Here is a 23,479-nt window from a genome sequence, read left to right on the forward strand (position 1 = left end):
GAGACCGACCCCGTCCACGACGACCCCGAACAACATCACCCACGCACGAGACCCGACACCATGGCCCGCGACCTGCGCTTCCGGCTGCTCATCGACAACAGCCAGTTCCTGGCCGCCGCCGCGCAGGCGGGGCAGGGTGTCGCGGGCATGGGCCGGCAGATCGTCGATGGCGGGCGCAACGCCTCCGGCGCGCTCGACGGCATCACCGACGCGGCCCGGCGCCTCGGGCCCGGCGTCCAGCAGGGCGCGGCGACCGCGACCCAGGGCCTGCGCCAGACTGCGGGCGTGGCCGCCACCGCCGCCCAGGCGCTGCAGCAGACCGCCGCTGCCGGCGACACGATCGGCCGCAGCCTGGCGCAGGGCGCGGCCCAGGGTGGGCAGGCGCTGCAGCAGACCGCCACCGCCGCGCAGGCCGTGGCCCAGGCCACAGGCCGCATGCGCGACGAGACGGGCCGCTTCGTGTCCACGGCAGCCCAGGCCGGGCAGGCTGGCGGCCAGGCGATGCAGCAGACCGCCGCCGGCGCCGAGCGCGCCACCACGGCCATCGCCGGCACCGAGCGCGCGGCGCGCACCACCGCCGTGTCGCTGCGCGAGATCGCCGGCGGCGCGCTGGCCTTCGGCGCCGTCACGGCGGCTGCGAACCAGGCGTTCGATGCGATCGGCAAGATCCCGAAGGACGGCATCAAGTTCGCCATGGATGTCGAGGTGTCGCAGCTCGGCATGGCTGGGGTCTTCTCGAGCATCCTCGAGGTGGATGGCAAGGCCATCGCCTTCGACCAGTCGATGCAGCTGGCCGAGGGCTCCATTCGGCGCCTGCAGAAGGCTGCCGCCGAGACCGCCTCCAGCTCGGGCGAGCTGATCGACACCTTCCAGGCCATGGTTGGCCCGGCACTGGCCGCCGGCATGACCATCGAGCAGGTCGAGAAGGCGGTGGTCGTTGGCGTCAATGCGGTCAAGACGCAGGGCCTGGCAGGCGCCCAGATCAAGCAGGAGCTGCGCGACATCATCGGGGGCGGCGACATCACTGCCGCCTCCTCGATCGCGACGATGCTGGGCATCACCGACGCCGACATCGCCAAGGCCAAGGCCTCGGCGGAGGGGCTGTTCGGCTTCGTCATGCAGCGCATGAGCGGTTTCAGCGAGTCCGCCGACCGCTACAAGACCACGCTGCGCGGCGCCATGGAGGGCCTCCAGGAGGAGGTGACGCAGGCCAGCGCCCAGGCGATGGCGCCGGCGGTGGATGCGGCCAAGGATGCCGTCCAGCAGATCAGCGCCGCACTCGACACGGGCGGCGCTCGCAATGTACTGGCCGGCGTCGGCGAAGGCATCGCGGCCACCATCAGCGTCATGACCTCTGCCGTTGGCGTGGCCCAGCAGTATGGCGGTGCGATCATGGGCATCGCTGCGGCCTATGCGGCGATCAAGGTCGGCACGGTGGCCAGCCAGTTCGCCGCTGCCACCACCGCCAAGATGGCAAGCGCCGACGCCAGTCGGCTCGCCGCCGTGCAGGCCTTGCTGGCGGCCGAGGCCGACGACAAGGCTGTGATGAGCAGCCGTGCGCAGCTCGCCGCCGTGCTGGCCGAGCAGCGCGCCAAGGTGCAGGCGCTGATGACCGAACAGGCGCTGACCGCCGCGAAGCTGCGCACGGCGGAAGCCTCGGCGGCCCAGCTCACCGGCATGCAGCGCCTGCACGCGATCGAGACCCAGGTGCTGCCGCTGCGCCAGCAGCACGCCCAGCAGACCGCGGCGCTGGAGCAGGGCCAGGAGCGGCTGACCCGGGCCACGAATGCCTCGTCCATGGCGCTGCGGGCCATGGGCGGTGTCTTCAATGCGTTGGGCGGATGGGTGGGCATCGCCATCACCGCATTCACCATCATCATCGGGAAAATGGCGTCGGCCCGCGCCGAGGCCGAGCGCATGGGCGAGGCTGGCGCGTCGAAGGTCGCCATCGACCGCATGGAGGCCACGGTCAAGGCTGGGGGCGTGGCCAGCCAGCGTGACCTGGGTAAGGCTCAGTCCGCACTGGAGGCTGCCAAGGATGAATATGACGAGGCGCTGGCTAAGCTGAATCGCCCTCGCGGTATCTACGACCGCGACACCACCGAAGACAAGGCAGCCGTCGACAAGGCCAAGGAGCGCATTTTCGCGCTGACGGGAGCCGTGGCACGCGGCGAGGCGTCCATCGCCCGCGCCAACCCCACCCCCAAGCCCGGCGACATCAACCTGGCTGCCGGTACCAGTGCCAAGGGTCTCGAGAAGACGGGCGAGAAACTCCAGACCCGTGACGGCATCATCGAGGCCGGCCAGCAGCGTTTGCAGACGCTGGAGCGGTAGGCGGCTCAGGAGCGTGCGCTGATGGTCAAGCGCAACGCCAGCGCGGCCGATCTGGCGACCTTCGACAAGATGGTCGCCGACAAGAAGTCGGCCTCGCAGCGCGAGACCACCCTCGACCTGCAGAAGCTCCACAAGGCCGAGAACAAGGCCTCGGGGGGCGAATTCGGCGGCGGGCGCAGCGCAGACCAGGCCGCCCAGCTGGAGAAGGCCCAGGCGGATCTGAGCCTGGCGCAGCTCAAGCGCAGCAGTGCCGACCGTGTCGCTGCGCTGGACGAAGAGCTGCAGCAGGTCGAGGCGCTGCATCAGCGCGGTCTGACCGGTGCCGAGGAGTACGAGGCCGCGCGCCTGCGCATCGGCCAGGACAAGCGGGCCGAGCGGCTCAAGCTCATCGATGAGGAGATCGCTGCCGAGGCGCGCCGCAAGCCGGCCAGCCCGGTCGAGCAGGTCCACCGCGAGAAGCGGATCACCGAGCTGATGACCGAGCGTGATGGCGTCACGACCGAGATCAAGAGCAATGCCACGACGGCGGCGGCTGGCGTCGTGCAGCGCCAGACAGAGCGCGATCGTCAGGCTGCTGCCGACAACGTCCAGGTCTGGCAAGACGCGCAGCAGCGCATCCAGCAGTTGCGGCAGCAGAACTCGAGCGCCGCCATGGGTCTGATCACCGACCCGGCGACCAAGGCGCGCGCCGAGGTCGAGACCCAGATCATTGAGATCCGCCGCGCGGCCGAAGAGATGCGCGGCAAGCTCGACCTGCGTCTTTCCCTGACCACCGACCCCGGCCAGCGCAAGCTGATCGCCGACCAGATGGCAGCTGTGGCCGACGAGAGTGGTCGCGCCATCGAGCTGGCCAATGCGGGTCTGGCGGAGCGTCTCAAGCCCGGGTGGCAGCAGATGCTCGAGGGCTGGCGCGACACCACGCGCCTGATGCGAGAAGCCAATGACCAGGCCATGTCCGGTCTGCTCAGCAAGGCCGAGGACACCTTCGTCAACTTCCGCAAGACCGGCAAGGTCAACATCAGGGGGCTGGTGGATGACTGGGTCGACGCCCAGATGAAGATGCAGTTCCGCAAGTTCATGGGTGGCGAGCAGGGCACGGCCATCACCGGACTGCTGCGCGGCCTCATGCCTGGAGGCGGGGCCAAGTCAGCCGGAACGGAGCTGGCCGCAGGTGTTGCCGGCCCGGTCATGCCCGTCGATGTGGGCGCGAGCCGTGCCCTCGAGGGGCTGCAGTCGGCAGGATCTGGCGCCGCGGCGGCACTGAATGAGGCCGGCGATGCAGGAGGGGGGCTGGCCAAGGGCCTGGGTGGCGTCATCGGGCAGCTGGGCAGTTTCGGCGGCTCGCTGATGTCGACGCTCTCCAGTCTGATGTCCGCGGTGGGGGGCGGCGGTGCTGCCGGCGGCGGTGGGCTCTGGAAGACCATCGGCAGCGGCATCGGCATGTTGCTCGGTGGCGTGGGATCGGCGGGCAACGCAGGCTTCGGCGACTACTCGGCCGCCGGCATGAAAGCCGCCTTCGGCTTTGCCCAGGGGGGTAGCTTCGCAGCCGGCGGTCAGCTCGCGAACCAGATCATCGACCGCGACACCAACTTCCGGTTCCTCTCCGGTGGTCGAGAGCGCCTCGGCCTGCTCGGAGAGGCTGGCCCCGAGGCCATCATGCCGCTGTCCGGCGGGGGGGCTCTGGCGATTGACGCGACAGGGCGCCGCGTCGGCAATCTGCCTGTGCAGCGTGGGCCCGGGGGGCGACTGTCGGTGGTCGTGCAGGGCCTGGCGTCGGCACTGGCGCCGGATGCGCGGCAGCGCCCAGCCACTGCAGCCGGATCGGTCCCCGCGACGAACGGCCCGGGCGCGATGACTCGCTTCGCTGCTGGCGCCGTCTTCGGGCGCCAGGACACGCAGGCGGCGGCAGGCAGCGGCTTGTCGACCAGTGCCGCAGGACAGCTCAAGGCCGCAGCCATGGCGGGCGCACAGGCCAAGGCCGGTGACCTGGCCATCGACGCCAGCACCACGCTCCACGTGATGGACATGACCAAGGTGCAGGCCATGGTCTCGCAGGCCTGCGCCGGTGTCGAGCGACGCATCTACGAGCACCTGAAGGCCGTGGGGGCCATGCGCTGATGGCCATCATCACCCTCCCCACGCTGATTCGTCCAGGCGTCGGCTCTGGCATCACACAGCGCCTGTACGGCACCGGCGGCGAATCACGCTTCGGTGGATCGATGCAGTACGTCATGACGGGCGAGCCACGCTGGGTGCTGACCCTCACGAGCCCGAGGGTGATGCTTCCCGACGAGGCCGGGCAGTGGCGATCCATGCTGCTGCGCCTGCGCGGCAGGCTCAACCACCTGGCGTGCCACGACCCGTCTCGGCCGGTGCCGGTGGGCTCGGCGCGTGCGGCGATGACCTTCGGCGGTGCAGCCAAGGGGGCGACCGCGGCCACCATCAACGGCGGCAACGGCACGCTCAAGGCGGGCGACTGGCTCCAGGTCGGGCCGGTGGGTCTGGGGACATCGCAGCTCATCTGCCTCACGGCGGACGCTACGGTGCCAGGCGCAGTCGCCTTCGAGCCCCCGCTGCGCCAGGCGTTCGGCGCCGTGGCGGTGACATGGGACAGGCCTGTGACGACGTTCAAGTTCGCAGGGACCGGAGGAGACCTTCCAGAGTTCACGGCAGCCAACGGCTCCGGACAGATCGGTGGACTGAAGATGACGTTCTTGGAGCAGTGGTCATGATCGCGATGACGCCGGAAGAGACGGCGCTGCTGTCGAGCGGGACGCTGGGCGTGGCTGCGCTGATCGAGCTGGACTTTGCCGCGCCCATTGGCACCCAGCGCTACACGTCCTGGTCGAGCGACATCGTGTTCGGCGGACAGAGCTACAAGGGCATCGGGCACATCCTCGCCCTGCCGGATGTCAAGTACAGCGCCGAGCCCAACAACGACTCGCACACGCTGGCGATCTGCTCTGCAGACCTGTCGGTGCTGTCCTTAGCTCTGGGCCCGGCCAACACCTATGTCGGCAGGAGGGCGCGCCTCTACACGATCTTCATCCAGACGGACGGCGTGGCGCTCTCGGTGCGTCGCCTCTACTTCACCGGCGTGATGGAGCCCGTGTCCATCGCCGAGGATGACGACGGTGCGGGCACGACCACCGGTCGCATCGAGCTGCCGCTGCGCCGGCTCGGATTGGCGCGATCCCGGCACGCCGAAGGCTGGCGGGCCACCCATGCGCAGCAGCAGATCGACTACCCCGGAGACATGGGACTCAGCGGCATGGACAAGATGCTCAAGTCCCAGGTCTGGTACAGCAAGGAATACCAGCGTGCAAGCCAAGGATGACCACATCGACCCGAGACACGACGATCGAGTCCGGATCCAGCTGCTCGACTTCGTGACCAGCTGGGCTGCTCGCCCCACGTCCTTCGACTGGGGCGATGCCAACTGCACGCACTTCGCCGGCGCCTGGGTAGGGCGCATCGAAGGCGTCAGCCCGCTGCGCCGTGTCGAGTACACCCCGTCAGCCCTGGCCGCCGCGCGTTACTGCGATCGCCATGGCGGTCTGGCCGGTGCGGTCAGTAACGCGCTGGCGCGCGATCCGATCGATGTCGCGCAGGCCCGCGTTGGTGATGTTGTCCTGATCCCGCGCGAGTCACGGGTCGGCAGTGTGGTCGGCCTGGTCGGCATCTGCGCAGGAAGCCTCGTGATCGTGCGCGCAGGTGATTCGGTCACGATGCTGCACATCCGCTTGGCCACCAAGGCATGGAGAGTGAGATGCGCCGTCGCCTGAGGTCGCTGAGACACGGTGCCATCGCGCTGGCGGCTGCGATGGCACTGGGAGGTGCGGCCCCGGCTCGTGCAGATCCCGTCACGATCGTCGTGGTCGCTGCACAGGCGCTGGGCGCGGCTGGCGTCATTGCGGCGGCAACGGCGACGTACATCGCTCTGGCTGCTACCGTGGTCGGCGGTGTCATGGCACGCCGCAAGGCCAAGCGTGCCGCCGCCGAATCCCGGGCGGCAGGGGCTGCGGCGTTGCAAGACCGAAGCGTCACGCTGATGACGGCGGAGCCCGAACCGAAGATCGTCTACGGGCGGTGCACCATCGGGGGCTGGGTGATCGACAAGATGACCTCCTCCAAGACCTGGATGGACGACAAGGGGATCACGCGAACGAAGCCCGATGCCTATCAGCATGTGGTCATCGGGCTGACCTGTCACGAGGTGCACGCCATCCACGACGTGTTCATGTACGGCGAGTGGCTGGGGGTCAATGGGGCCAATGGATGGGTCAATGGCGGCCCGGCCGATGCGCCGTATGGCAAGCCCCACAACGTCGTGGGCGTATCTGCCGTGACGTTCACCAACGGGACGGCCACCCTGCCGGCTGCCGAGAATGGCTACGCCATCTCACGGATCATCTCCATTTCCAGGCGACTGGGCGGGCGCGATGGGGATGAGGTGTACGGCGGGGCAGCAGCGTTTAGCGGATCTACCGTCACCGGCGGTCCGGCCAGCGGCCTGTGGAACGTCAACTATGAGGTCACCAAGATGATCTCGTCGCTGCGGGTCGAGTTCCACACCGGATCGCCTGATCAGGTGGCCAGCGCATGGCTCAAGTCGGTCGCCCCGGGGTACTGGACTGATGCGCATCGGCTGAGGGGCATCGCCTACGCGGTCATCACCTTCGACCTGGATGATGGCCGCCATCAGGGTATTCCTGGCGATCTGACCTTCGACGTATCGGGGCGCCGGGTATTGGACCCTCGCACTGGCCTTACAGCCTGGTCGCGCAATGCAGCGCTTTGTGCAGGCGACTGGATGATGCAGCGCTGGGGTCTGTCGCTGAATCAGGATGATATGCGTGACCTGAAGGGCTTGGCCGACATCTGCGATCAGCAGGTGTCCCTGACCGTCGGAACGACGACCACTCTCGGCCCGCGCTACACCGTCGACGGCGCTTTGGGGGTCAATGCCGATCGGGCGGCGACCCTCGCGGATCTGACAGAGGCCATGGGAGGATTCGCATCGCAAGGGGCGCAATGGGGCCTGCATGCTGGAGCGTGGACAGCTCCGGTGCTCGACATCGTCGAGGACGACCTCGCAGCCCCGGTGCGCGTGGTCAGGTCGTCCAGTGCGCTCGATGACAGATTCAACGCTGCCCGTGGCACCTATGTGCCCGAGCGCACGACCCAGCCCACAGACTGCGATCCGTACATCAACACCGCATTCGTCGCTGCAGACGGGCAGCGCGAGTGGTCCGACTTCACGTTCCCGTTCACGAACCACAAGGCGCGTGCGCGCAACCTGTTGAGGCAGTTCGTCGAGCAGGTTCGGGCGGGCCTGATGCTCCAGGTCGTCGGGAAAATGAGGCTCTGGCCTCTGGAAGTCGGCGACCGCGTGACTGTCACCTATGCCCGGCTGGGGCTGGCTGCTGACACCTTCCGGGTGATCGACTGGAGCTGGTCGCCTGGATCGTGGGTCATGCTGACCCTGCAGCGCGACATCGCGGCCTCATACGATGACGCCGATGCCAGCTCGGCCGATCCTGCTCCGGCGACCCGACTGCCCAATCCGGGCTTGGTCGACGTGCCCAGCGAGCTCCAGGCGACCAGCGGATCAGCGCAGCTGCAGAGACTGGGCGACGGAACCATTATCCCGCGCGTGCTCGTGTCCTGGAAGTCGGCGGCATCGATCTACATGAGCGATCCTGGCGCGCGAATCGCGATTCGATGGAGGAACCACTCGGATCCCGTCTGGACGGAAATCGTTGTCTCCGGAAACTCGACATCGGCATACCTGGAAGGCGTCGCAGACAAAGCACTGATCATCATCAGCGTGCAGTTTCGGAACTCGTTCGGTGCGGTGTCTCCGTGGATCTCAACACCCCACAAGGTCATTGGCAAGAGCGGTGCGCCGACGGCACCTACAGCGTTGGCGGTCACAGAAACGATGTCGGGGCAGCGCCTGTTCCAGGTCACGCATGTCCAGGATCTTGACCATGCGGGCTATGTCATCCGCTACAGCACCAACACGGCGGCCACCTACGATCAGATGACACAGGTCGCGGCAATGTGGTCTGGCGATGCTCTGACTGGCCAGTCTGCTCTGCCTGCGGACGGGACCTATCGGTTCGGCTGTGTTGCGTATGACGGTAGCGGCAACACCTCGGGCGCGGTCTATGTGGTGGCGACACTCAAGGCCGTGAGCGAGATGGCGGCGGGGGGCGACAACCTGGTGCAGACCGGCTTCCCGAAACAGGCTGGGCAGCAGACGTTCTGGTCGGCTCCGGTCGTGGCTGTATCGCCTGCCGGGTCGACGGCGTGGCCATGCGCGATCGAGGTGACGCAGCGCGACACGGTCGAGAACCAGGCGGGGTTCCCGATCTCGGCGGGCGATTCAATCTACGTCGAGGCGGACGCGACGACCTGGCGCACGCCAGTGCAACTCCAGGTCGGCCTGCTCGTGCGCAAGTCGGACGGATCGCTGGGATTCCTGGACGGGTCCTACGGTGCGCCAACAAAAGCCGGCGGAACAGGGTGGACGCACCTTTCCGGCAAGATCGTCGTCCCGCCAGGAGGGTGGATCATGGCGTGGCCGTGGGTCCAGCTCGATACGCCGAACGGCACGCCCCAGCCCGGAGCCTGGGTCAGCAACATCATGATGACCCGCTCGCAGCTCGGTGCGACCAAGGGCGCCGACTGGGCGACGAATGTCGTTGGCAGGCCAGCGAACATCGCTGGTCTGACGGGCGGAGAGCGGATACGGAATGACCAGCTGCCCAGCGGTGCGAACGTCCTGTTCGACTCGGATTTCACCGTTGGCGTCGACACAAAGGCGTGGACACTCGGCAACAATGTGGCGGCGAACATCGACCAGATCGGGATCAATCTGTCGCAGCAATGGACGATGGCGGGCGGCGTCGGGCCATCGACGAATACCCTCTATGTGCATCAGCAGGGGCGCACAGCAAGCAATGCAGACTATATCGAGGTCTCAAGCCAGCCGTTCGCGGTAGATCCTGCCAAGCTCTACTGCGCCAGTGCCCACACGGGAGCCCATCGGTGCAAGGTGGCGGCATTCATGTACTTTTTCGACAGCGCGAATGCGGTCGTCGGTCATTCGTACAACAACGGCCAGACCGTTGAAAACGATGAGGCCACCAACGGAGACTCAAATCTTGGTGCGTCGGCATGGAAGCGCTGCTTTTCGATCGCCCAGCCGCCCTCTACCGCGAAGCATGCCCGACTGTACCTGCGCAAATACAACACCAAGCCCGGGCAGGTGGATTCGTGGATGTTTGCGGCGCGCGCCCAAGCGGAAGAAGTGGGGGCTGCGGCAGATGGTCCAGCGCCGTGGACGATCGGGCCGGGAGCGGCCAAGTTTGGGGCCAACATTTATGGCCGAGCGGCGACAGATGACATTGCGGACAGCGCCGCAACCGATGTTGTTGCTATCTCGATCAACAACGTCCAGATTCCTCTGTCACAGATCGATCTTGCAAGATTCGTCTTGCCTGCCGCGAGTCGCATCAGAAGGGTACTGGTCTCACTGGACTGCAGTGCCTACCGAGTCAATACAAACGAGGTCTGTCGAGCCTTGTACGCCTTGAACATCGCAAATGATCAGGGCACTGTGGTCGCGACAAGCCAGTATAGGGCCACTGACGTGTTCACGTCGTCACCTGCGATCATGTCGGCTCGCATGTCTTTTGAGGTTCCTGCAGGCATGCAGATCGCCGTTTTTTCCCAAGGCATTCCGTCTCAGGGTCAAGTGGCTGTTTCTGGATCGATGATCGTGGAGGTCATCAAGCTGTGAGCATTTGGAGTTTCTACAACGAATCTGGATCCATCTGTCCGAATCATTATTCAGGGCCAGATGACTACCTTGAGGCCAATACTCCGAAAGGCATGCGGCCTATCGCCGGAGCATATGACTGTGATCGATGCAAGGTAGTGCACGTCGATGATGGGATGGGGGGTGAGGTCACGCCTGTCGTGATCTCTTGTAAGCCTCCTCGACCTGCTGATTCAGAGTTCGAGGTATGGGAGTGGTCGGAATCTCTCGACGACTGGGAACCTCAGCCAACTCGGGCCGGCCTGGCTCGCCAGCTCAGATCAGCACGCAACCAGGCACTCTTGGCGACTGATGCAGCTGTGCAGGGAGGCATTGAGCAACTCTTGGTGCGCATTGCTGTGCGCTTAGGGGTTCCTGTCGAGCGAGGGCTTGCAGGACTGATCGACTACCGGCAACGCCTTCGTGACGCCCCTTCCAGACCTGATTTCCTGGCGCTGCAACCGTCTGACTTGGCACCACCGGCTGGCACTGATTAACGCGAGGCCGTGTCTCAAAGCGCGTGATCCGGTGTCTCAAAGCGCGCGATTTCGTACACCAGCCGATGTAGAGCAGCTGCTGGCCGCGGTAGTGGTCGGCGCTGTCCTTCATGTCGCCGTGGTAGTCGGGGCGGATCGCCTTGACGCTCATTCGTGTCTCCTTCTGGGTGTCTTGGACGTGTCGATGGGGGCGGCGCTCAGGCGGCCGGTCCGTGCAGGCTGGCCGGGCGGCCGGTCCATTCGGCCCAGTGGCGCGCGTCGGCATGGGTGTCGAAGTCGCCGCCGTCCACGCCCGGTTCGATGCCCATGTAGCGCAGCGCCGCCACATGCGGGTTGAAGTCCGGTGCGCCGGGGTCGCTGTCCGGGTGGAACTGCGTGCCCTGGTAGATCTGGTGCACCGGCAGATGGGCATGCACATACTTCTCCGGCTCGCGGCGGAAGATGTCGCGGCAGCCGTCGGAGCAGCAGTGGAAGGTCTCGCCGAGGTATTTCTCCTCGCGGTGGCAGATCTGCGTCGGGTCGCCCGGCTCGGTGAACAGCATCGGCCACTGGCAGACCTGGCAGAGCTGCGGCAGCGTGCCGTTGACGAAGGGTCGGCCCTCGGCGGCCAGGCGTGCCCAGTGCTCGTAGCGCGGCCGGTAGAGGCGGTCGAAGCTGTCCGGGTACTTGGCCGACAGCCAGTCCATCTCCTCGGCCGAGGGCAGCCACACCGGGAAGCCCGCCGCGTGGCGGTACTGGTAGAAGGTGCTCCAGAGCTGGTGGCTGGCGTGCGCCTTCTCCTCGACGGTGACCTCCCAGTGCGCCGGCATGCGGATGCCGTAGCGCGCCAGATCCCTGAAGAGCGCGCCGCCGTTCTGCTCGAAGTAGATCTCCCAGGCCTCGTGCCAGCTCATCACCCGCTTCGGGAGCATGTAGTCCATCATCGCCGCCACCAGCGTCAGCAGCCGGTAGCCGCGCCAGAACCACTTGTCGATCCAGCCCTGCACGATGGGCACGTTGGCCGGATCCTGCTCGAGCAGGAACTTGATCACCTCGATGCCCAGCGTCATGTGGCGCGCCTCGTCGCTCTGCGCGCTGAAGCCGAAGCTCACCGTCGAGAGGTCGCCGTTGTAGGCCGCGCCCGACATCCACGGCATGAACACCAGATTGGTCAGCACGTACTCGAAGGAGAAGCTGATCGCGACGATGAACTCGAACGGCCCGGCGCTGATCGCGTCCTCGAAGAAGGACTTCGGGATCGACAGGTACCAGGTGCGGTCGAACTGGTGCGGGAACTCCGCCATCCCGGTGAAGAAGCGGTTGTAGTGCGACAGCGCGTGGATCTGGGTCTGCGCGTGGCGCAGCTCGTCGATCGACTGCATCTGCGCGGCGATGCGCGCGCCGGTGCCCGGCAGCTCGCGCCCGATCATCGCGAAGCCGCGGTGCGCGGTGTATTCCAGCCCGATGACGCCGTTGACGAAGAGCTTGAGCGCCTGGATGTAGCGCGCGTCGCTGACGTTGAACTGGCCGTTGTTCTGCTGGAAGGCGTCGATGATGGCGTAGAGCTTGCGCTCCTTCTCGCCCTGGTATTTCCAGTAGGCGTCCATCGTCAGCCGGAACGGGTCTTCCCAGCCGCTCCAGTCGTGGATGCGGATGCCCTCGAAGGCGGTCAGCGGGTAGACCGCCTCGGGCGGCTGGTAGCTCGGCGTCCAGCCCAGGTCCTGGGTCAGCAGCGCGTGGCTTTCCTTCAGGCCCAGCTTGCGGGCGGGGGCGGCGGCCGGGGTGGCGGGGGCGACGGTGGCGGTCATGCGTTCTTCCATTCGAGCGTGAAGCGGTCCTCGGTCTCGTCGACCTCGCCGGAGAGGGAAATCAGGTTGAGCTGCATCTCGCGCAGGTCGTAGTCGCGGCCGATCTGCTCCTCGATCGACTCGCGCCGGATCACCAGCACGCCGGGCGCGTTGATCTTGACCATGCCGGGGTACTCGAGCACCTCGGCGTGCGGGTTGTCGGCGCGGATCGCCTCGACGATCGGCAGCGTGTCGTGGTTGGCCTGCAGCGCGATGAAGACCGGCGCGCGGGCGGTGGGGGGGGCGAGCGTGTCCATGTCAGGCGTCCTCGATGCGGTTCAGCGGGCGTCCGTCGTCAGGCCCAGGCGGGCCAGCCGGGTCTGCAGGGCGTCTTCGGCCTGGCGCAGCGCGGCGTCTCCGGCCGCCTCGCCCAGCACCCGGCGCGCCAGCGGGCGCAGCGCGGCGGTGAAGGCGCGGCGCCAGGCGTCGGCCCAGTCGCGCAGCAGCGTGCGGTTGGACTCGCTCTCGGCAGCCATCACCTTGACGATCGCGTCGACCCAGCGCGCCGATTCCTCGTGCCAGCGCAGCGGAAAGTCCAGCAGCATCGCCATCACCGCGGCGTCGCCGCCCGCACCGCTCCAGGCCGGCTCGAAGCGGCGCAGCACCAGCGCGTCGACCAGCGCGTCCTGCACCAGCGACTGCGCCACCAGCACCTCGATCGGGTCGCGGCGCACGAACAGGTTCTCGATCTCGCGGCGCAGGTCCTGCCAGGCCGCGTCCTCCAGCCAGGCGGTGCGCGCGGCCTTCAGGCTGGCGCCGGTCTGGCCGTCGAGCAGCAGGCCGATGCGCGAGAGATGCTGCGCCAGCCCGAGCCGGTCCATCATGCCCATCGCCGCGGCCTGGGTCAGCGCGGTGCCGTAGCCGTAGGCGGCGACCAGCCCGAGGCTGGTGTTGGCGCCCCACTCGACATGGCGCAGCGGCAGCAGCCCCAGGATCACGCCCTGGCGTGCCTCGTCGCCGAGCTGGCGCAGCCAGTCGCGCTCGCGCACCAGCTCGATCTGGCGCTCGGCCGATTCCTGCTGGCGGGCGCGCGCGATGGTCCAGCTGCCGTAGTAGTGCTGGCGCGGATCCTTCAGCGCGTACCAGTCGCGCATCACGATGGCGGTGCGGCGGGTGTCGTAGATCTCGCGCTCCGGATCCCAGAGCGGCTTGTAGTGGTGGTTGACCTCCGACTGGAGGTCATAGGTGCCCTCCTGGTAGCGGCTGGCCGGCTTGTCGCCGAAGCGGCGGGCGATGTGGCCAAAGGTGTGGCGCAGCGGCTTGACGCTCTGCACCCGGATCTCGACGGTCATGGGCGTGTCTCCTCGCGGTGGTCGTTCAGGCTCCAGGTCCGGACGCGCTGCTCGGCGCAGAACGCGGTGAAAGCCGGCTCGGGCAGGATCAGCTCGACGGCCAGCGCCGGGTCGCCGATCGAGAACGCGAACTCGACGAAGCCGTCGGGTCGGCGCTCGAGCACCCGCACCCAGCGGGGCAGGTCGGGGGCGGTCGGATCAGGCATCGGGGGTCTCCAGGGTTCTGGTCGTGTCGTCTCGGACGCCGGGCGGGGGGCTGTCGAAGCTGATGCAGCGCGCCCGGCGGAGTCTCCTGGTGCGAAGGCCGTGCCAGAACGCGGCGCGAAGGCCGCCCATGGGGCCAGGATCAGGGTAGATCCCGAGTCGGGCGGCCCGGTGCGACCGCGCACGGGCGTGCTGGCGGCGGTTCGCGGCACGGCAGCGGCATGGGGGTGTCTGGAATCCGCCAGGTCCGGGGCGGCGGCTGTGGATTCCTGCTCGGTGGCACCGGCGACTGGACAGGGTGCGGCAAGCGGCGAATAATTGGACCGATTGGTCCAATATCCGATGTCCAGTGTCTGAAGCCAAGCCTCCGATGTCCGACCGCCTGCCCGGGCCGCCCCCGCCGCGGCGCCGCGGCCGCCCGCCCCGGCGCGCCCAGGCCGAGACGGCCATGCACGACACGCGCACGCTGCTGCTGCGCATCGGGCTGGAGGTGCTGACCGAGAAGGGCTACGGCGCGTCCGGTCTGGACGAGATCCTGCGACGCGCCGGCGTGACCAAGAGCTCCTTCTATCACTGCTTCGACGACAAGGAGGCCTTCGGCCTGGCGCTGGTCGAGGCCTACGCCGACTACTTCGCCCGCAAGCTCGACCGCCATCTTCTCGACGCCACGCGCACGCCGCTGCAGCGTCTGGACGGTTTCATCGACGAAGCCAGCGCGGGCCTGGTGCGCCACGACTTCCGACGCGGCTGCCTGATCGGCAACCTCGGGCAGGAGATGGCCGCGCTGCCGGAGTCCTTCCGCGCACGGCTGCTGGCGGTGCTGGCCGACTGGCAGGCACGCACCGCGCGCTGCCTGCAGGCCGCGCGCGAGGCCGGCGAGATCGCCGCCGACGCCGAGGTCGAGCGTCTGGCCGACTTCTTCTGGACCGGCTGGGAGGGCGCGGTGCTGCGAGCCCGGCTCGAGCGCTCGACCCGGCCGTTGCGCCAGCATGCCGAGGGCTTCGCTGCACTGCTGCGCGCCGGGGCCTGAGCCGCATCAGTCCGCGGTCCCGCCCTGCCCTCTTCTTGCGTTTTCCTGCTTCTTTCCCCACTGGACAACAAGGAGTCCCGCCATGTTCCGAGGTCTGCTCATCGACAAGCAGGACGGCCCGCAGACGGCCGCCGTGCAGGATCTGTCCGAGGCGTCGCTGCCCGAGGGCGATGTCACCGTGCGCGTCGCCTGGTCGACGCTGAACTACAAGGACGCGCTGGCGATCACCGGCCGCTCGCCGGTGGTGCGGCGTTTCCCGATGGTGCCGGGCATCGACTTCGCCGGCGTGGTCGAGAGCTCGCAGGATCCGGCCTGGCAGCCCGGCGACGCGGTGCTGCTCAACGGCTGGGGCGTCGGCGAGACGCGTTGGGGGGGACTGGCCGAGCGCGCGCGGGTGCCGGGGCGCTGGCTGATCCCGCTGCCGGTGGCCTTCGACGCGCGCCAGGCCATGGGCATCGGCACCGCCGGCTACACCGCGGCGCTGTGCGTGCAGGCCCTGGAGCGCCACGGCCTGGCGCCAGGCCAGGGCCCGGTGCTGGTGACCGGCGCGGCCGGCGGCGTCGGCAGCGTGGCGGTGGCGCTGCTGGCGCGGCGCGGCCACGAGGTGGTCGCGCTGACCGGCCGGCCGCAGGAGGAGGCGTTCCTGCGCGGCCTGGGCGCCTCGCAGGTGATCGAGCGCGCCGAGCTGGAGCGGCCCGGCCGCCCGCTCGAGAAGGAGCGCTGGGCCGGAGCGGTCGATGTCGTCGGCGGCCAGGTGCTGGCCAGCGTCTGCGCGGCGATGCGCTACGGCGGCACGGTCGCCGCCTGCGGCCTGGCCGGCAGCATGAACTGGCCGGCGACGGTCGCGCCCTTCATCCTGCGCGGCGTCACGCTGGCGGGCATCGACAGCGTGATGGCGCCGATCGAGGCACGCCAGCAGGCCTGGGCTCGCCTGTCGAGCGACCTCGACCCGGCGCTGCTCGAGCGCCTGCTGCGCGAGATCGCGCTGGACGAGGCGGTCGCGCTGGCGCCGGAGCTGCTCGACGGGCGGGTGCGCGGGCGGCTGGTGGTGCGGATCTGAGCGGGGCCGCCGTCAGGCGTGGCGCCCCTCCTGCTCGATCAGGCGCGCCAGCAGCCGGCGCACCCGCACCGGCGCGACATCGCTGGTGATCAGCACCGGGTCGAGCGCGAAGAAGTCGCGGGTGTTCATCTCGCGCTGGGCGGCCTCGATGATCGGGCCGTCCTCGTTGACGAAGGCGCCGTGCATCGCCTCGATCTTCATCCGGTTGTAGGCCTCGTCCTCGACCAGATGGTTGCGCCGGGTGGCGAAGAAGTAGTGCGTCTCGGTGGCGCTGGCCGGGGTGCAGGTGTGCAGGTCGTACTGGCCCTGGGTGTGGGCCAGGTCGAGCGCGGCGTCGGCATCCTGGGTGGCGCCGATGCTGAGCTGGATGGTCGCCGGCGCGTGCCAGGTGACCTGCACGAAATGGCGCGCCGCGGCGGCCGGCTCCGGCAGGAAGTTCGCCAGGATCAGGATCGGCGGCGTCTGCTGCCATTCCCAGCGCACGCTGACGCTGCCGTTCTCCTCCTTCACCGGCGGGATCTGCGGCGTGAGCTGGCCGCGGGTGGAGATGATCTCGCCGTGCACATGGTCGACATGGCTGAGGTCCATGACGTTGTCGATGATCAGCTCGTAGTTCGCCTTCATCGACATGCTGGTGTGGCCGATGCCGCTGGCCGGTCCGTCGTCGAGCGGGCTGAAGTCCGGCAGCTTCGCCGGATCGGCCGGCGCGTCGCCCATCCAGATCCACACGAAGCCCCAGCGCTCGAGCAGCGGGAAGCTGCGCACCCGGGCCGCGGCCGGGATGCGGCCATGGCCGTGCGGGTTGTGGGTGCAGGCGCCGCTGCAGTCGAAGCGCAGCGCGTGGTAGCGGCAGACCACCTCGTCGCCCTCGCGCCGGCCCATCGACAGCGGCACGAAGCGGTGCGGGCAGCGGTCGTGCAGCGCCACCGGCGTGCCGTCGGCGCGGCGGTAGAGCAGCACGCCGGTGTCGAGCAGCTGGCGCGTGAGCAGGCCTTCGGCCGGAATCTCGCGCGACAGCGCTGCCGCATACCAGCAGTTCAGCAGATAGGGCGTGTCCGGCTTGCCGACCGGGTTGCCCGAGGGGTGCAGCAGGATGCGCGCCGTGGCGGTGCCGGCATCGGTGGGGGTCGTCATCGTCTGTCTCCTTCGTGATGTGCGATGTCGCTCTGGACATCGGGTTGAGGACATTCAGGGGGCCGGCGCCCAGCCCAGCGGCGCCAGCACCAGCCGGCTGGCGGCGGGCGCGCGCGAGCAGCAGGGCGTGAAGCGGCGCTCGACCTGGTGCTCGTGCGCGCCGTAGACCAGGTCGCGGTGATCGGCCGGGCCGTCGAGGTGCTGCACGCAGCACTGGCCGCAGATGCCCTGCTCGCAGCTCAGCGCCACCGCGATGCCGGCGGCCTGCAGCACCTGAGCGACGCTCTCGTGCGGGGCCACCGCCAGGCGCTGGCCGCTCGGCGCCCAGTCGATCTCGAAGCTGCCGGACGCGATCCGGTCGCCCGGCTCCAGCGTCGGCACCGGTGCCGGGGCGGCGAAATGCTCGGTGACGACCCGGTCGGCGCTCCAGCCGGCGCGTGTCGCGGCCGCGCGCACCGCCGCCATGAAGCCGGCCGGGCCGCAGGTCCAGATCCGGGTGCCGGCCGGCTGCGCGGCGATCAGCCGGTCGAGCGCCTCCGTGCCGGCCGGCACCTCGTCGTCGGCGAGCACCTGCACCGCCTGCGCCCAGGGCGCCTCCTGCAGCCGGCGCGCGAAGGGCAGCCGGGCGCGGCTGCGTACCCGCACCTGCAGCGTGAAGCTGCGGTCCTGCGCCCACAGCGTCTCGGCCATCGCCAGCAGCGGCGTCAGTCCGATGCCGCCGGCCAGCAGCAGGGCGTGCGGCGCGGGCTGCAGCGCGAAGAGGTTGCGCGGCGCGCTGGCGTCGATGCGGTCGCCCGGCTGCAGCCGCGCGTGCAGCCAGGCCGAGCCGCCGCGGCCGGCGTGTTCGTGCTGCACCGCGATCAGGTAGCGGTCGCGCTCGTCCGGCGGGTTGCACAGCGAGTAGCTGCGCCGGCGCGGCGCCTCGCCCGGCCGGGCCGGTGGCAGGTGCAGGTCGATGTGCGCGCCGGCGTCGAAGGCGGGCAGCGGCCGGTCGTCGGTCGCGCGCAGCTCGAAGGCGACGATGCCGTCGCAGAGCGGCTCGCGCCGGCCGACGCGCAGCGTCAGCGTCTGCGCTGGATCGAGGGGCATGGGCTTGTCTCCGTCAGGGTCCCGGTGTTCCGGTGTGTCCGTCCTTCTGCAAGCCGCGGGCCAGCGGGACGAGTCGGGCCGCCGCTGTCGATTTCCGGACATGAGGAGCAGTGCGGATGGCCGCGGCGCCGGCCGCGTTTCATGATCTGGCGCAGCCGCGGCCCGCCGGCGTTTCATGAATCCAAGCAAGGCCCCCCGACGATGATCCGAGCCATCACGCCCAGCGACGACACCCGCGCGCTGGCGGCCCATCTGCACTTCGCGCCGGAGTCCGGCCACATCCGGCTGTTCGACCAGCGCATGCTGCTGATGCATGCCGACGCGCTGGCCGGGCTGCGCCGCGAGCTGGTGGCGCGGCTGGGGCTGGCGCCGGCCCGCGAGCTGCTGATGCGCATGGGCTGGCAGCAGGGTTTCGAGGACGGCCAGCGGGTGCGCCAGCGCATGGACGCGCGCACGCCGCAGGCGGTGGCGCAGGCGCTGGCGATGGGGCCGCGCCTGCGCGAGATCGAGGGCTTCGTGCGCCACCAGCCGGTCGAGGCCATGCAGCTCGACGTCGAGCACGGCCGCTTCTGGGGCGACTTCCTGTGGCACGACAGCTGGGAGGCGCAGGCGCATCTGGCGCACTGCGGCCCGGGCAGCGAGCCGGCCTGCTGGACGGTGACCGGCTATGCCGACGGCTACAGCACCGCGGTGACCGGCGTGCCGATCCACTGGCGCGAGGTCGAGTGCGTCGCGACGGGCCATGCCTGCTGCCGGGTCGAGGGCCGCACGCTGGCCGACTGGCAGGCGCATGACGCCGAGGCCGATCCCGGCGCCTACCTGCGCGCCGACAGCTTCGTCAGCGCGCCGGACACGACCGGCGCGGCTGCGCCCGGGCTGGCGGGCTTCGTCGGCGCCTCGGCCGGCTTCAACGCGGTCGCGCATCTGGTGCGCAAGGTCGCGCCGACCGACTCGACCGTGCTGTTCCGCGGCGAGAGCGGCGTCGGCAAGGAATGCTTCGCGCGCGCGCTGCACGGGGTGAGCCCGCGTGCGGCCGGCCCCTTCATCGCGGTGAACTGCGCGGCCATTCCGCCCGATCTGGTCGAGGCCGAGCTGTTCGGCGTCGAGCGCGGCGCCTACACCGGCGCCGATCGCCCGCGCCCGGGCCGCTTCGAGCGCGCGCACGGCGGCACGCTCTTTCTCGACGAGGTCTCCAGCCTGGCGCTGGCGGCGCAGGGCAAGCTGCTGCGCGCGCTGCAGGAGCGCGAATTCGAGCGCGTCGGCGGCACCGAGCTGCGCCGGGTGGACGTGCGCATCGTCGCCGCGGCCAATGTCGACCTGCGCGAGGAGGTGGCGGCCGGGCGCTTCCGCCGCGACCTGTTCTACCGCCTCAACGTCTTCCCGATCGAGATCCCGCCGCTGCGCCAGCGCCCGGAGGACATCGCGCTGCTGGTGGCGCATTTCCTGGCCCGCAGCAGCCGGCGCTTCGGCAAGACGCTGCAGGGCCTGAGCCCGCAGGCCGCCGGCGCGCTGCACGACTACGACTGGCCCGGCAACGTGCGCGAGCTGGAGAACATGATCGAGCGCGGCGTGATCCTGGCCGACGAGGGCGGCGTGATCGAGGTGCAGCACCTCTTCGCCGGCGGCGAGCGGCTGCGCGGGCGCATCTGGCGGCTCGGCCGCGGCGGCGCGCTGGAGCAGCCGCCGGCGCCGGGCCCGGCCGAGCCGCCGGTCGATCCGCGCGCGCGCCGGCTGGTCGACCAGCTGCTGGAGACGCTGCCGTCCTTCGAAGCGATCGAGCAGCTGCTGATCGACCGCGCGCTGCAGCGCTGCGAGGGCAATGTCTCGGCGGCGGCGCGGCTGCTGCAGGTCGGCCGCGGCCAGATGGACTACCGGCTGAAGAAGCGCGCCGACGCCGCCGGCGCGGCTCCTGCGTCCGCGCCCGCGCCTCAGCCGCCCGAGGACGCCTCCAGCCCCTTGAGCCGGTAGATCAGCTGCGCCCGGCTCAGGCCGAGCAGGCGCGCGGCGGCCGACTGGTTGCCCCCGGTGGCGGCCATCGCGCCGCGCACCAGCGCGGCTTCGAGCTGCTCCAGCGACAGCCGTGCCGCCGCGCCCGGCGCCGCCTGGCCGGCCAGCAGCGCCTGCACCTGGCGCGCCAGGCGTTCGGCGTCGTCGTGCGCGCCGGCCGGGCTGCCCGCCTCGGGCGCGGCCGGGTCGTTGGCAGCCTGCAGGCGCAGGCTGCCGTCGCGCTGCAGGGCCAGCCAGCGCGCCGGCAGCGCCTCGTCGCCGACGAAGAGATGCGCCAGGTCGATCGCGCCGTCGTCGCTGGCCAGCACCACGCCGCGCTCGACCAGGTTCTCGAGCTCGCGGATGTTGCCGGGCCAGTCGTAGGCCAGCAGTGCGTCGATGGCGCGGCCGGTGAAGCCGGTGACGCGCCGGCCGTCGCGCTGGTTGAAGCGGTGCAGGAAATGGTTCAGGAAGACCGGAATGTCCTCGCGGCGCTCGCGCAGCGGCGGCACCCGCACCGGCAGCACGTTCAGGCGGTAGTACAGGTCGGCGCGGAAGCGCCCGGCCTCGACCTCGCGCTTGAGGTCGAGGTTGGTCGCCGCCACCACCCGCACGTCGACCCGCACCGTCTGCGTGCCGCCGACGCGCTCGATCTCGCGCTCCTGCAGCGCGCGCAGCAGCTTGCCCTGCGCGGTCCAGCCCAGGATGCCGATCTCGTCGAGAAAGAGCGTGCCGCCGTGCGCGCGCTCGAAGCGGCCCGGGCGCGTCGCCATCGCGCCGGTGTAGCCGCCCTTGTCGACGCCGAAGAGCTCGCTCTCGATCAGCTCGTCGGGAATCGCCGCGCAGTTGATCGCGACGAAGGGCCCGGCCGCGCGCGGACCGATGCGGTGCAGTGCCTGCGCCAGCACCTCCTTGCCGACGCCGCTCTCGCCGAGAAAGAGCACGGTGGCCTGGGTGCGCGCGGCGCGGCGCACCATGTGGCAGACGGCGTTGAAGGCGGCCGAGACGCCGACCACCGCCTGGTCGTCGAGCGGCGAGCGCCCGGCGCGCGCGGCCACGCCGAGGCTGAGCTCGTCGGCGCGCAGCCGTGCCAGGTCGGCCTCGGCATCCTGCCAGGCCTCGGCCGGGCGACCGACGATGACGCAGTGCGGCGCGCCCTGCGCACGGCACTGGATCTCGCGGAAGACCACCGGCCGGCCCATGAAGCGGCTGACGAAGCCGCTGGCATAGCCGGTCTGCTGCCAGCAGACGGTGTCGCTGCCGATGCCGTAGGCCTGCACATGCGCCTCGGCCTCGGCGCAGCCGTGCCAGTTGAACTCGCCCAGGAAGTGGCCGGCCTCCTGGTCGACCTCCAGGCGCACCTTCTCGACCCGCGCGACCCCCTCGAGCATGTGCAGCTGCGGCCCGATGCAGACCGCGTCGGCCGAGGCGCCCTGCGGATGCAGATGGCGGGCCAGCTCGGCGTCGTGCGCGCCGCAGTGGTAGCCGATGCGGGTGATCAGGCCGCGGGCGCGGTCCAGTCCCAGGCCCTCGATCAGCTCCTGGCGCAGCACGCCCATCGTGCTGCTGTGCAGCAGCAGCATGCGCTGCTCGCCCAGCCAGATGCGGCCCTCGGCGGCATCGAAATGCAGCCGCGAGACCAGCTCGTCGGTCGGCCGCAGGGATTCGCAGGCGCAGCCGTGCGGCTGCAGCCGGCAGGCAGGCTCGGCCATCGCGCGCTCCGGTTCAGAGCGGGAAGACGGCCTTCAGCCACAGCGACGTGCCGCTCGAGTGATAGCGCGCACCGCTTTCCTTCAGCACGCGCATCTCGAGCGAGGGGCTGGTCGGCGAGGCCTGCCAGCGCACGGCCGGGCCGGCGGCGAAGACGCGGGTGCGGAAACCGTCGCCGACGGTGGCGCCGCCGAGGGTGTCGTCGGTGGTCTGGCGGATCAGGTAGCCCTGCAGGCCGATCTGCCAGGTCGGCGCGACCCGCCAGCCCAGGTTCCAGTCCGCATGCAGGTACTGGCCGCTGCGGTAGTCGGTCGCGTCGTTCTTCCGGTTGATCGAGTAGGTCAGCTTGGTCGACGCGTCGACCGACTCGCCCAGGTAGGACGCCACGTACACGCCGCGCAGCGTGGTGACATGGTTGCCGGTGTTGGCCAGGCGGTCCTTGTCGTAGTCGCCGGTCGGCAGCACCCCGACCAGCGCGGCGGCGGTGTGCAGCTGCGGGCTGTGGTGCCAGGCGATCAGCGGGCCGGCCTCCAGGTCGCCCAGGCCGGTGTGGCTGCCGCGGGCGCCGCCCGCCTCGACCTGCAGGTCGACCAGCGGCAGCACGCCATAGGCACCGAGCTGGCCGCCCAGCACCTGGGTGTCGCTCATGTAGACGAGGCGGCCGACCAGCACGTTGGCGCGCACCTTGAAGCCGGGGATCAGGGCCTGGCCGTCGCCGCCGTCGAAGCGGTCGGCGCGGTAGTGGTTGGCGTAGACCAGGCCGTAGAGGCCGGGCGGCGGCAGCGCGCCGGCCAGGAAGCCCTCGGCGCCGGCGGCGGCGGTGGTCTGGCCGTTCTCGGTGGCATGGGCGCCGGCGCCCAGGGCCAGCAGCAGCGCGGCGGCCGCGGTGCGGGTGAAGTTCATGCTTGTCTCCTCGTGGGGCATGGAAAAGGGATAAGAGATCCCCAAGACCCCCGGTCTGGTCGCCGGGGTGCCTCGAGGGCCGTCAGGGAATCGGGAGGACTGCGGCCGGGAAGCGGGCGGCCGCGCGCGCGCTCAGCGCCGCGCCGCGAGCTCTGCCGCGCGCGCGACGCTGGCGGGCACGCCGCCGATGGCCCAGCGGTCGGGGTGGACCGGATCGATCATCACCCGCACCCGCTGCGGATCGCCGCCGAGCACCCGTGCGGTGACGGCGCTCATCTCGGCCATGACGCGGTGCAGCGTCTCGACCGGGCGGCCCTCCATCAGCGCCAGGCGCACCAGCGGGATCTCGACCTCGGCGCGCGGCCGCTCGGCCAGCACCTCGTCGGCCGGCACGCCGGCGACCGCGTAGAGCTCCGGATCGACCTCGGTGATCCAGACCTGCAGGCGGTCGGGCGGCGCGTCGATCACGCGCGCGAGCGTGGCCGCGGCCTCGCGCACCAGGGTCTTGAGCACCGGCCGCGGGTGGCCGGCGAGCACATGGATAGTGGCCAGGGGCATGGAATCTCCTCGCGAGCGATCAGGCGGT

19 protein-coding genes are annotated in these 23,479 nt (G+C 69.9%); 9 read left to right on the forward strand and 10 right to left on the reverse strand.

Annotated features, from left to right (window positions below; translation table 11 throughout):
- Positions 1 to 60 precede the first annotated feature (60 nt).
- Genes HNQ01_RS02570 through HNQ01_RS02595 form a run of 6 tightly spaced genes read left to right on the forward strand, consistent with a single transcriptional unit; the run spans position 61 to position 10,144 of the window.
- Entirely contained in the window at positions 61 to 2,334 is a 2,274-nt protein-coding gene (locus HNQ01_RS02570; RefSeq protein WP_173803773.1) for a hypothetical protein, read from the forward strand.
- Positions 2,335 to 2,355: 21 nt separating this feature from the next.
- A complete protein-coding gene (locus HNQ01_RS02575) occupies positions 2,356 to 4,452 on the forward strand; it encodes a phage tail tape measure C-terminal domain-containing protein (protein ID WP_173803774.1) in 2,097 nt (698 codons plus the stop codon).
- Complete coding sequence (locus HNQ01_RS02580; protein WP_173803775.1) at positions 4,452 to 5,066, forward strand: hypothetical protein; 615 nt, start codon at positions 4,452 to 4,454, stop codon at positions 5,064 to 5,066. Before HNQ01_RS02575 ends, HNQ01_RS02580 begins: the two co-directional genes overlap by 1 nt.
- Complete coding sequence (locus HNQ01_RS02585) at positions 5,063 to 5,671, forward strand: hypothetical protein (protein WP_173803776.1); 609 nt, start codon at positions 5,063 to 5,065, stop codon at positions 5,669 to 5,671. Before HNQ01_RS02580 ends, HNQ01_RS02585 begins: the two co-directional genes overlap by 4 nt.
- Complete coding sequence (locus HNQ01_RS02590; protein WP_173803777.1) at positions 5,655 to 6,119, forward strand: DUF6950 family protein; 465 nt, start codon at positions 5,655 to 5,657, stop codon at positions 6,117 to 6,119. The genes HNQ01_RS02585 and HNQ01_RS02590 overlap by 17 nt, the downstream gene beginning before the upstream one ends.
- Complete coding sequence (locus tag HNQ01_RS02595; protein WP_173803778.1) at positions 6,104 to 10,144, forward strand: phage tail protein; 4,041 nt, start codon at positions 6,104 to 6,106, stop codon at positions 10,142 to 10,144. Before HNQ01_RS02590 ends, HNQ01_RS02595 begins: the two co-directional genes overlap by 16 nt.
- A gap of 294 nt (positions 10,145 to 10,438) precedes the next feature.
- Here the strand turns inward: HNQ01_RS02595 and HNQ01_RS02600 are convergent, their stop codons facing one another.
- From HNQ01_RS02600 to HNQ01_RS02620, 5 genes are read right to left on the reverse strand one after another with little or no spacing between them, the layout of a single operon-like run.
- Entirely contained in the window at positions 10,439 to 10,810 is a 372-nt protein-coding gene (locus tag HNQ01_RS02600; RefSeq protein ID WP_173803779.1) for a hypothetical protein, read from the reverse strand.
- Positions 10,811 to 10,856: 46 nt separating this feature from the next.
- Positions 10,857 to 12,446, reverse strand: a complete 1,590-nt coding sequence (locus HNQ01_RS02605) for an aromatic/alkene/methane monooxygenase hydroxylase/oxygenase subunit alpha (protein WP_173803780.1) — start codon at positions 12,444 to 12,446, stop codon at positions 10,857 to 10,859.
- Positions 12,443 to 12,742, reverse strand: a complete 300-nt coding sequence (locus HNQ01_RS02610) for an MmoB/DmpM family protein (RefSeq protein WP_173803781.1) — start codon at positions 12,740 to 12,742, stop codon at positions 12,443 to 12,445. Before HNQ01_RS02610 ends, HNQ01_RS02605 begins: the two co-directional genes overlap by 4 nt.
- Positions 12,743 to 12,763: 21 nt before the next feature.
- Positions 12,764 to 13,777 carry a ferritin family protein gene (locus HNQ01_RS02615; protein ID WP_173803782.1) on the reverse strand — a complete coding sequence of 338 codons (1,014 nt, stop codon included), beginning with the start codon at positions 13,775 to 13,777 and terminating at the stop codon, positions 12,764 to 12,766.
- On the reverse strand, positions 13,774 to 13,983 hold the full coding sequence (locus HNQ01_RS02620; protein ID WP_173803783.1) for a phenol hydroxylase subunit: 210 nt from the start codon (positions 13,981 to 13,983) through the stop codon (positions 13,774 to 13,776). The genes HNQ01_RS02615 and HNQ01_RS02620 overlap by 4 nt, the downstream gene beginning before the upstream one ends.
- Before the next feature lie 368 nt (positions 13,984 to 14,351).
- Here HNQ01_RS02620 and acuR point away from each other — a divergent pair, with 368 nt between their 5' ends.
- Together acuR and acuI are read left to right on the forward strand one after the other, a co-directional pair.
- Positions 14,352 to 15,011, forward strand: a complete 660-nt coding sequence (gene acuR / locus HNQ01_RS02625) for an acrylate utilization transcriptional regulator AcuR (RefSeq protein ID WP_173803784.1) — start codon at positions 14,352 to 14,354, stop codon at positions 15,009 to 15,011.
- Positions 15,012 to 15,093: 82 nt separating this feature from the next.
- On the forward strand, positions 15,094 to 16,071 hold the full coding sequence (gene acuI, locus HNQ01_RS02630; RefSeq protein WP_173803785.1) for an acrylyl-CoA reductase (NADPH): 978 nt from the start codon (positions 15,094 to 15,096) through the stop codon (positions 16,069 to 16,071).
- A gap of 12 nt (positions 16,072 to 16,083) precedes the next feature.
- Here the strand turns inward: acuI and HNQ01_RS02635 are convergent, their stop codons facing one another.
- Positions 16,084 to 17,205: an aromatic ring-hydroxylating oxygenase subunit alpha gene (locus HNQ01_RS02635; protein ID WP_173803786.1), complete on the reverse strand. Its 1,122-nt coding sequence runs from the start codon at positions 17,203 to 17,205 to the stop codon at positions 16,084 to 16,086.
- 54 nt (positions 17,206 to 17,259) lie between these two features.
- On the reverse strand, positions 17,260 to 18,294 hold the full coding sequence (locus HNQ01_RS02640; RefSeq protein ID WP_173803787.1) for a PDR/VanB family oxidoreductase: 1,035 nt from the start codon (positions 18,292 to 18,294) through the stop codon (positions 17,260 to 17,262).
- Between the two features lie 201 nt (positions 18,295 to 18,495).
- On the opposite strand from HNQ01_RS02640, the gene HNQ01_RS02645 reads away from it, so the two are divergent.
- Positions 18,496 to 20,262 (forward strand): sigma-54-dependent Fis family transcriptional regulator, encoded by a 1,767-nt coding sequence (locus HNQ01_RS02645; protein WP_173803788.1) that lies wholly within the window; start codon positions 18,496 to 18,498, stop codon positions 20,260 to 20,262.
- On the opposite strand, the gene HNQ01_RS02650 is transcribed toward HNQ01_RS02645, so the two are convergent.
- The 3 genes from HNQ01_RS02650 to HNQ01_RS02660 form a co-directional block, all read right to left on the reverse strand.
- Positions 20,223 to 21,992 carry a sigma-54-dependent Fis family transcriptional regulator gene (locus HNQ01_RS02650; protein ID WP_173803789.1) on the reverse strand — a complete coding sequence of 590 codons (1,770 nt, stop codon included), beginning with the start codon at positions 21,990 to 21,992 and terminating at the stop codon, positions 20,223 to 20,225. The two genes, HNQ01_RS02645 and HNQ01_RS02650, sit on opposite strands and share 40 nt — an antisense overlap.
- 13 nt (positions 21,993 to 22,005) lie before the next feature.
- The gene (locus HNQ01_RS02655; RefSeq protein ID WP_173803790.1) at positions 22,006 to 22,893 is read right to left on the reverse strand and encodes a SphA family protein; all 888 of its coding nucleotides are present in this window, start codon (positions 22,891 to 22,893) and stop codon (positions 22,006 to 22,008) included.
- A 132-nt stretch (positions 22,894 to 23,025) separates the two neighbouring features.
- The gene (locus HNQ01_RS02660) at positions 23,026 to 23,451 is read right to left on the reverse strand and encodes a tautomerase family protein (protein ID WP_173803791.1); all 426 of its coding nucleotides are present in this window, start codon (positions 23,449 to 23,451) and stop codon (positions 23,026 to 23,028) included.
- Between the last annotated feature and the right edge of the window lie 28 nt (positions 23,452 to 23,479).

Source organism: Sphaerotilus uruguayifluvii (assembly GCF_013294065.1).
GTDB lineage: Bacteria > Pseudomonadota > Gammaproteobacteria > Burkholderiales > Burkholderiaceae_C > Sphaerotilus > Sphaerotilus uruguayifluvii.

Coding starts and splice junctions, on each gene's coding strand:
- HNQ01_RS02645 (WP_173803788.1), top strand. CDS start 18,496: ATGATCCGAGCCATCACGCCCAGCGACGACACCCGCGCGCTGGCGGCC.
- HNQ01_RS02595 (WP_173803778.1), top strand. CDS start 6,104: ATGCGCCGTCGCCTGAGGTCGCTGAGACACGGTGCCATCGCGCTGGCG.
- HNQ01_RS02600 (WP_173803779.1), bottom strand. CDS start 10,810: ATGAGCGTCAAGGCGATCCGCCCCGACTACCACGGCGACATGAAGGAC.
- HNQ01_RS02610 (WP_173803781.1), bottom strand. CDS start 12,742: ATGGACACGCTCGCCCCCCCCACCGCCCGCGCGCCGGTCTTCATCGCG.
- HNQ01_RS02620 (WP_173803783.1), bottom strand. CDS start 13,983: ATGCCTGATCCGACCGCCCCCGACCTGCCCCGCTGGGTGCGGGTGCTC.
- HNQ01_RS02585 (WP_173803776.1), top strand. CDS start 5,063: ATGATCGCGATGACGCCGGAAGAGACGGCGCTGCTGTCGAGCGGGACG.
- HNQ01_RS02615 (WP_173803782.1), bottom strand. CDS start 13,777: ATGACCGTCGAGATCCGGGTGCAGAGCGTCAAGCCGCTGCGCCACACC.
- HNQ01_RS02660 (WP_173803791.1), bottom strand. CDS start 23,451: ATGCCCCTGGCCACTATCCATGTGCTCGCCGGCCACCCGCGGCCGGTG.
- HNQ01_RS02575 (WP_173803774.1), top strand. CDS start 2,356: ATGGTCAAGCGCAACGCCAGCGCGGCCGATCTGGCGACCTTCGACAAG.
- HNQ01_RS02640 (WP_173803787.1), bottom strand. CDS start 18,294: ATGCCCCTCGATCCAGCGCAGACGCTGACGCTGCGCGTCGGCCGGCGC.
- acuI (WP_173803785.1), top strand. CDS start 15,094: ATGTTCCGAGGTCTGCTCATCGACAAGCAGGACGGCCCGCAGACGGCC.
- HNQ01_RS02605 (WP_173803780.1), bottom strand. CDS start 12,446: ATGACCGCCACCGTCGCCCCCGCCACCCCGGCCGCCGCCCCCGCCCGC.
- HNQ01_RS02655 (WP_173803790.1), bottom strand. CDS start 22,893: ATGAACTTCACCCGCACCGCGGCCGCCGCGCTGCTGCTGGCCCTGGGC.
- HNQ01_RS02635 (WP_173803786.1), bottom strand. CDS start 17,205: ATGACGACCCCCACCGATGCCGGCACCGCCACGGCGCGCATCCTGCTG.
- HNQ01_RS02570 (WP_173803773.1), top strand. CDS start 61: ATGGCCCGCGACCTGCGCTTCCGGCTGCTCATCGACAACAGCCAGTTC.
- HNQ01_RS02650 (WP_173803789.1), bottom strand. CDS start 21,992: ATGGCCGAGCCTGCCTGCCGGCTGCAGCCGCACGGCTGCGCCTGCGAA.
- acuR (WP_173803784.1), top strand. CDS start 14,352: ATGTCCGACCGCCTGCCCGGGCCGCCCCCGCCGCGGCGCCGCGGCCGC.
- HNQ01_RS02580 (WP_173803775.1), top strand. CDS start 4,452: ATGGCCATCATCACCCTCCCCACGCTGATTCGTCCAGGCGTCGGCTCT.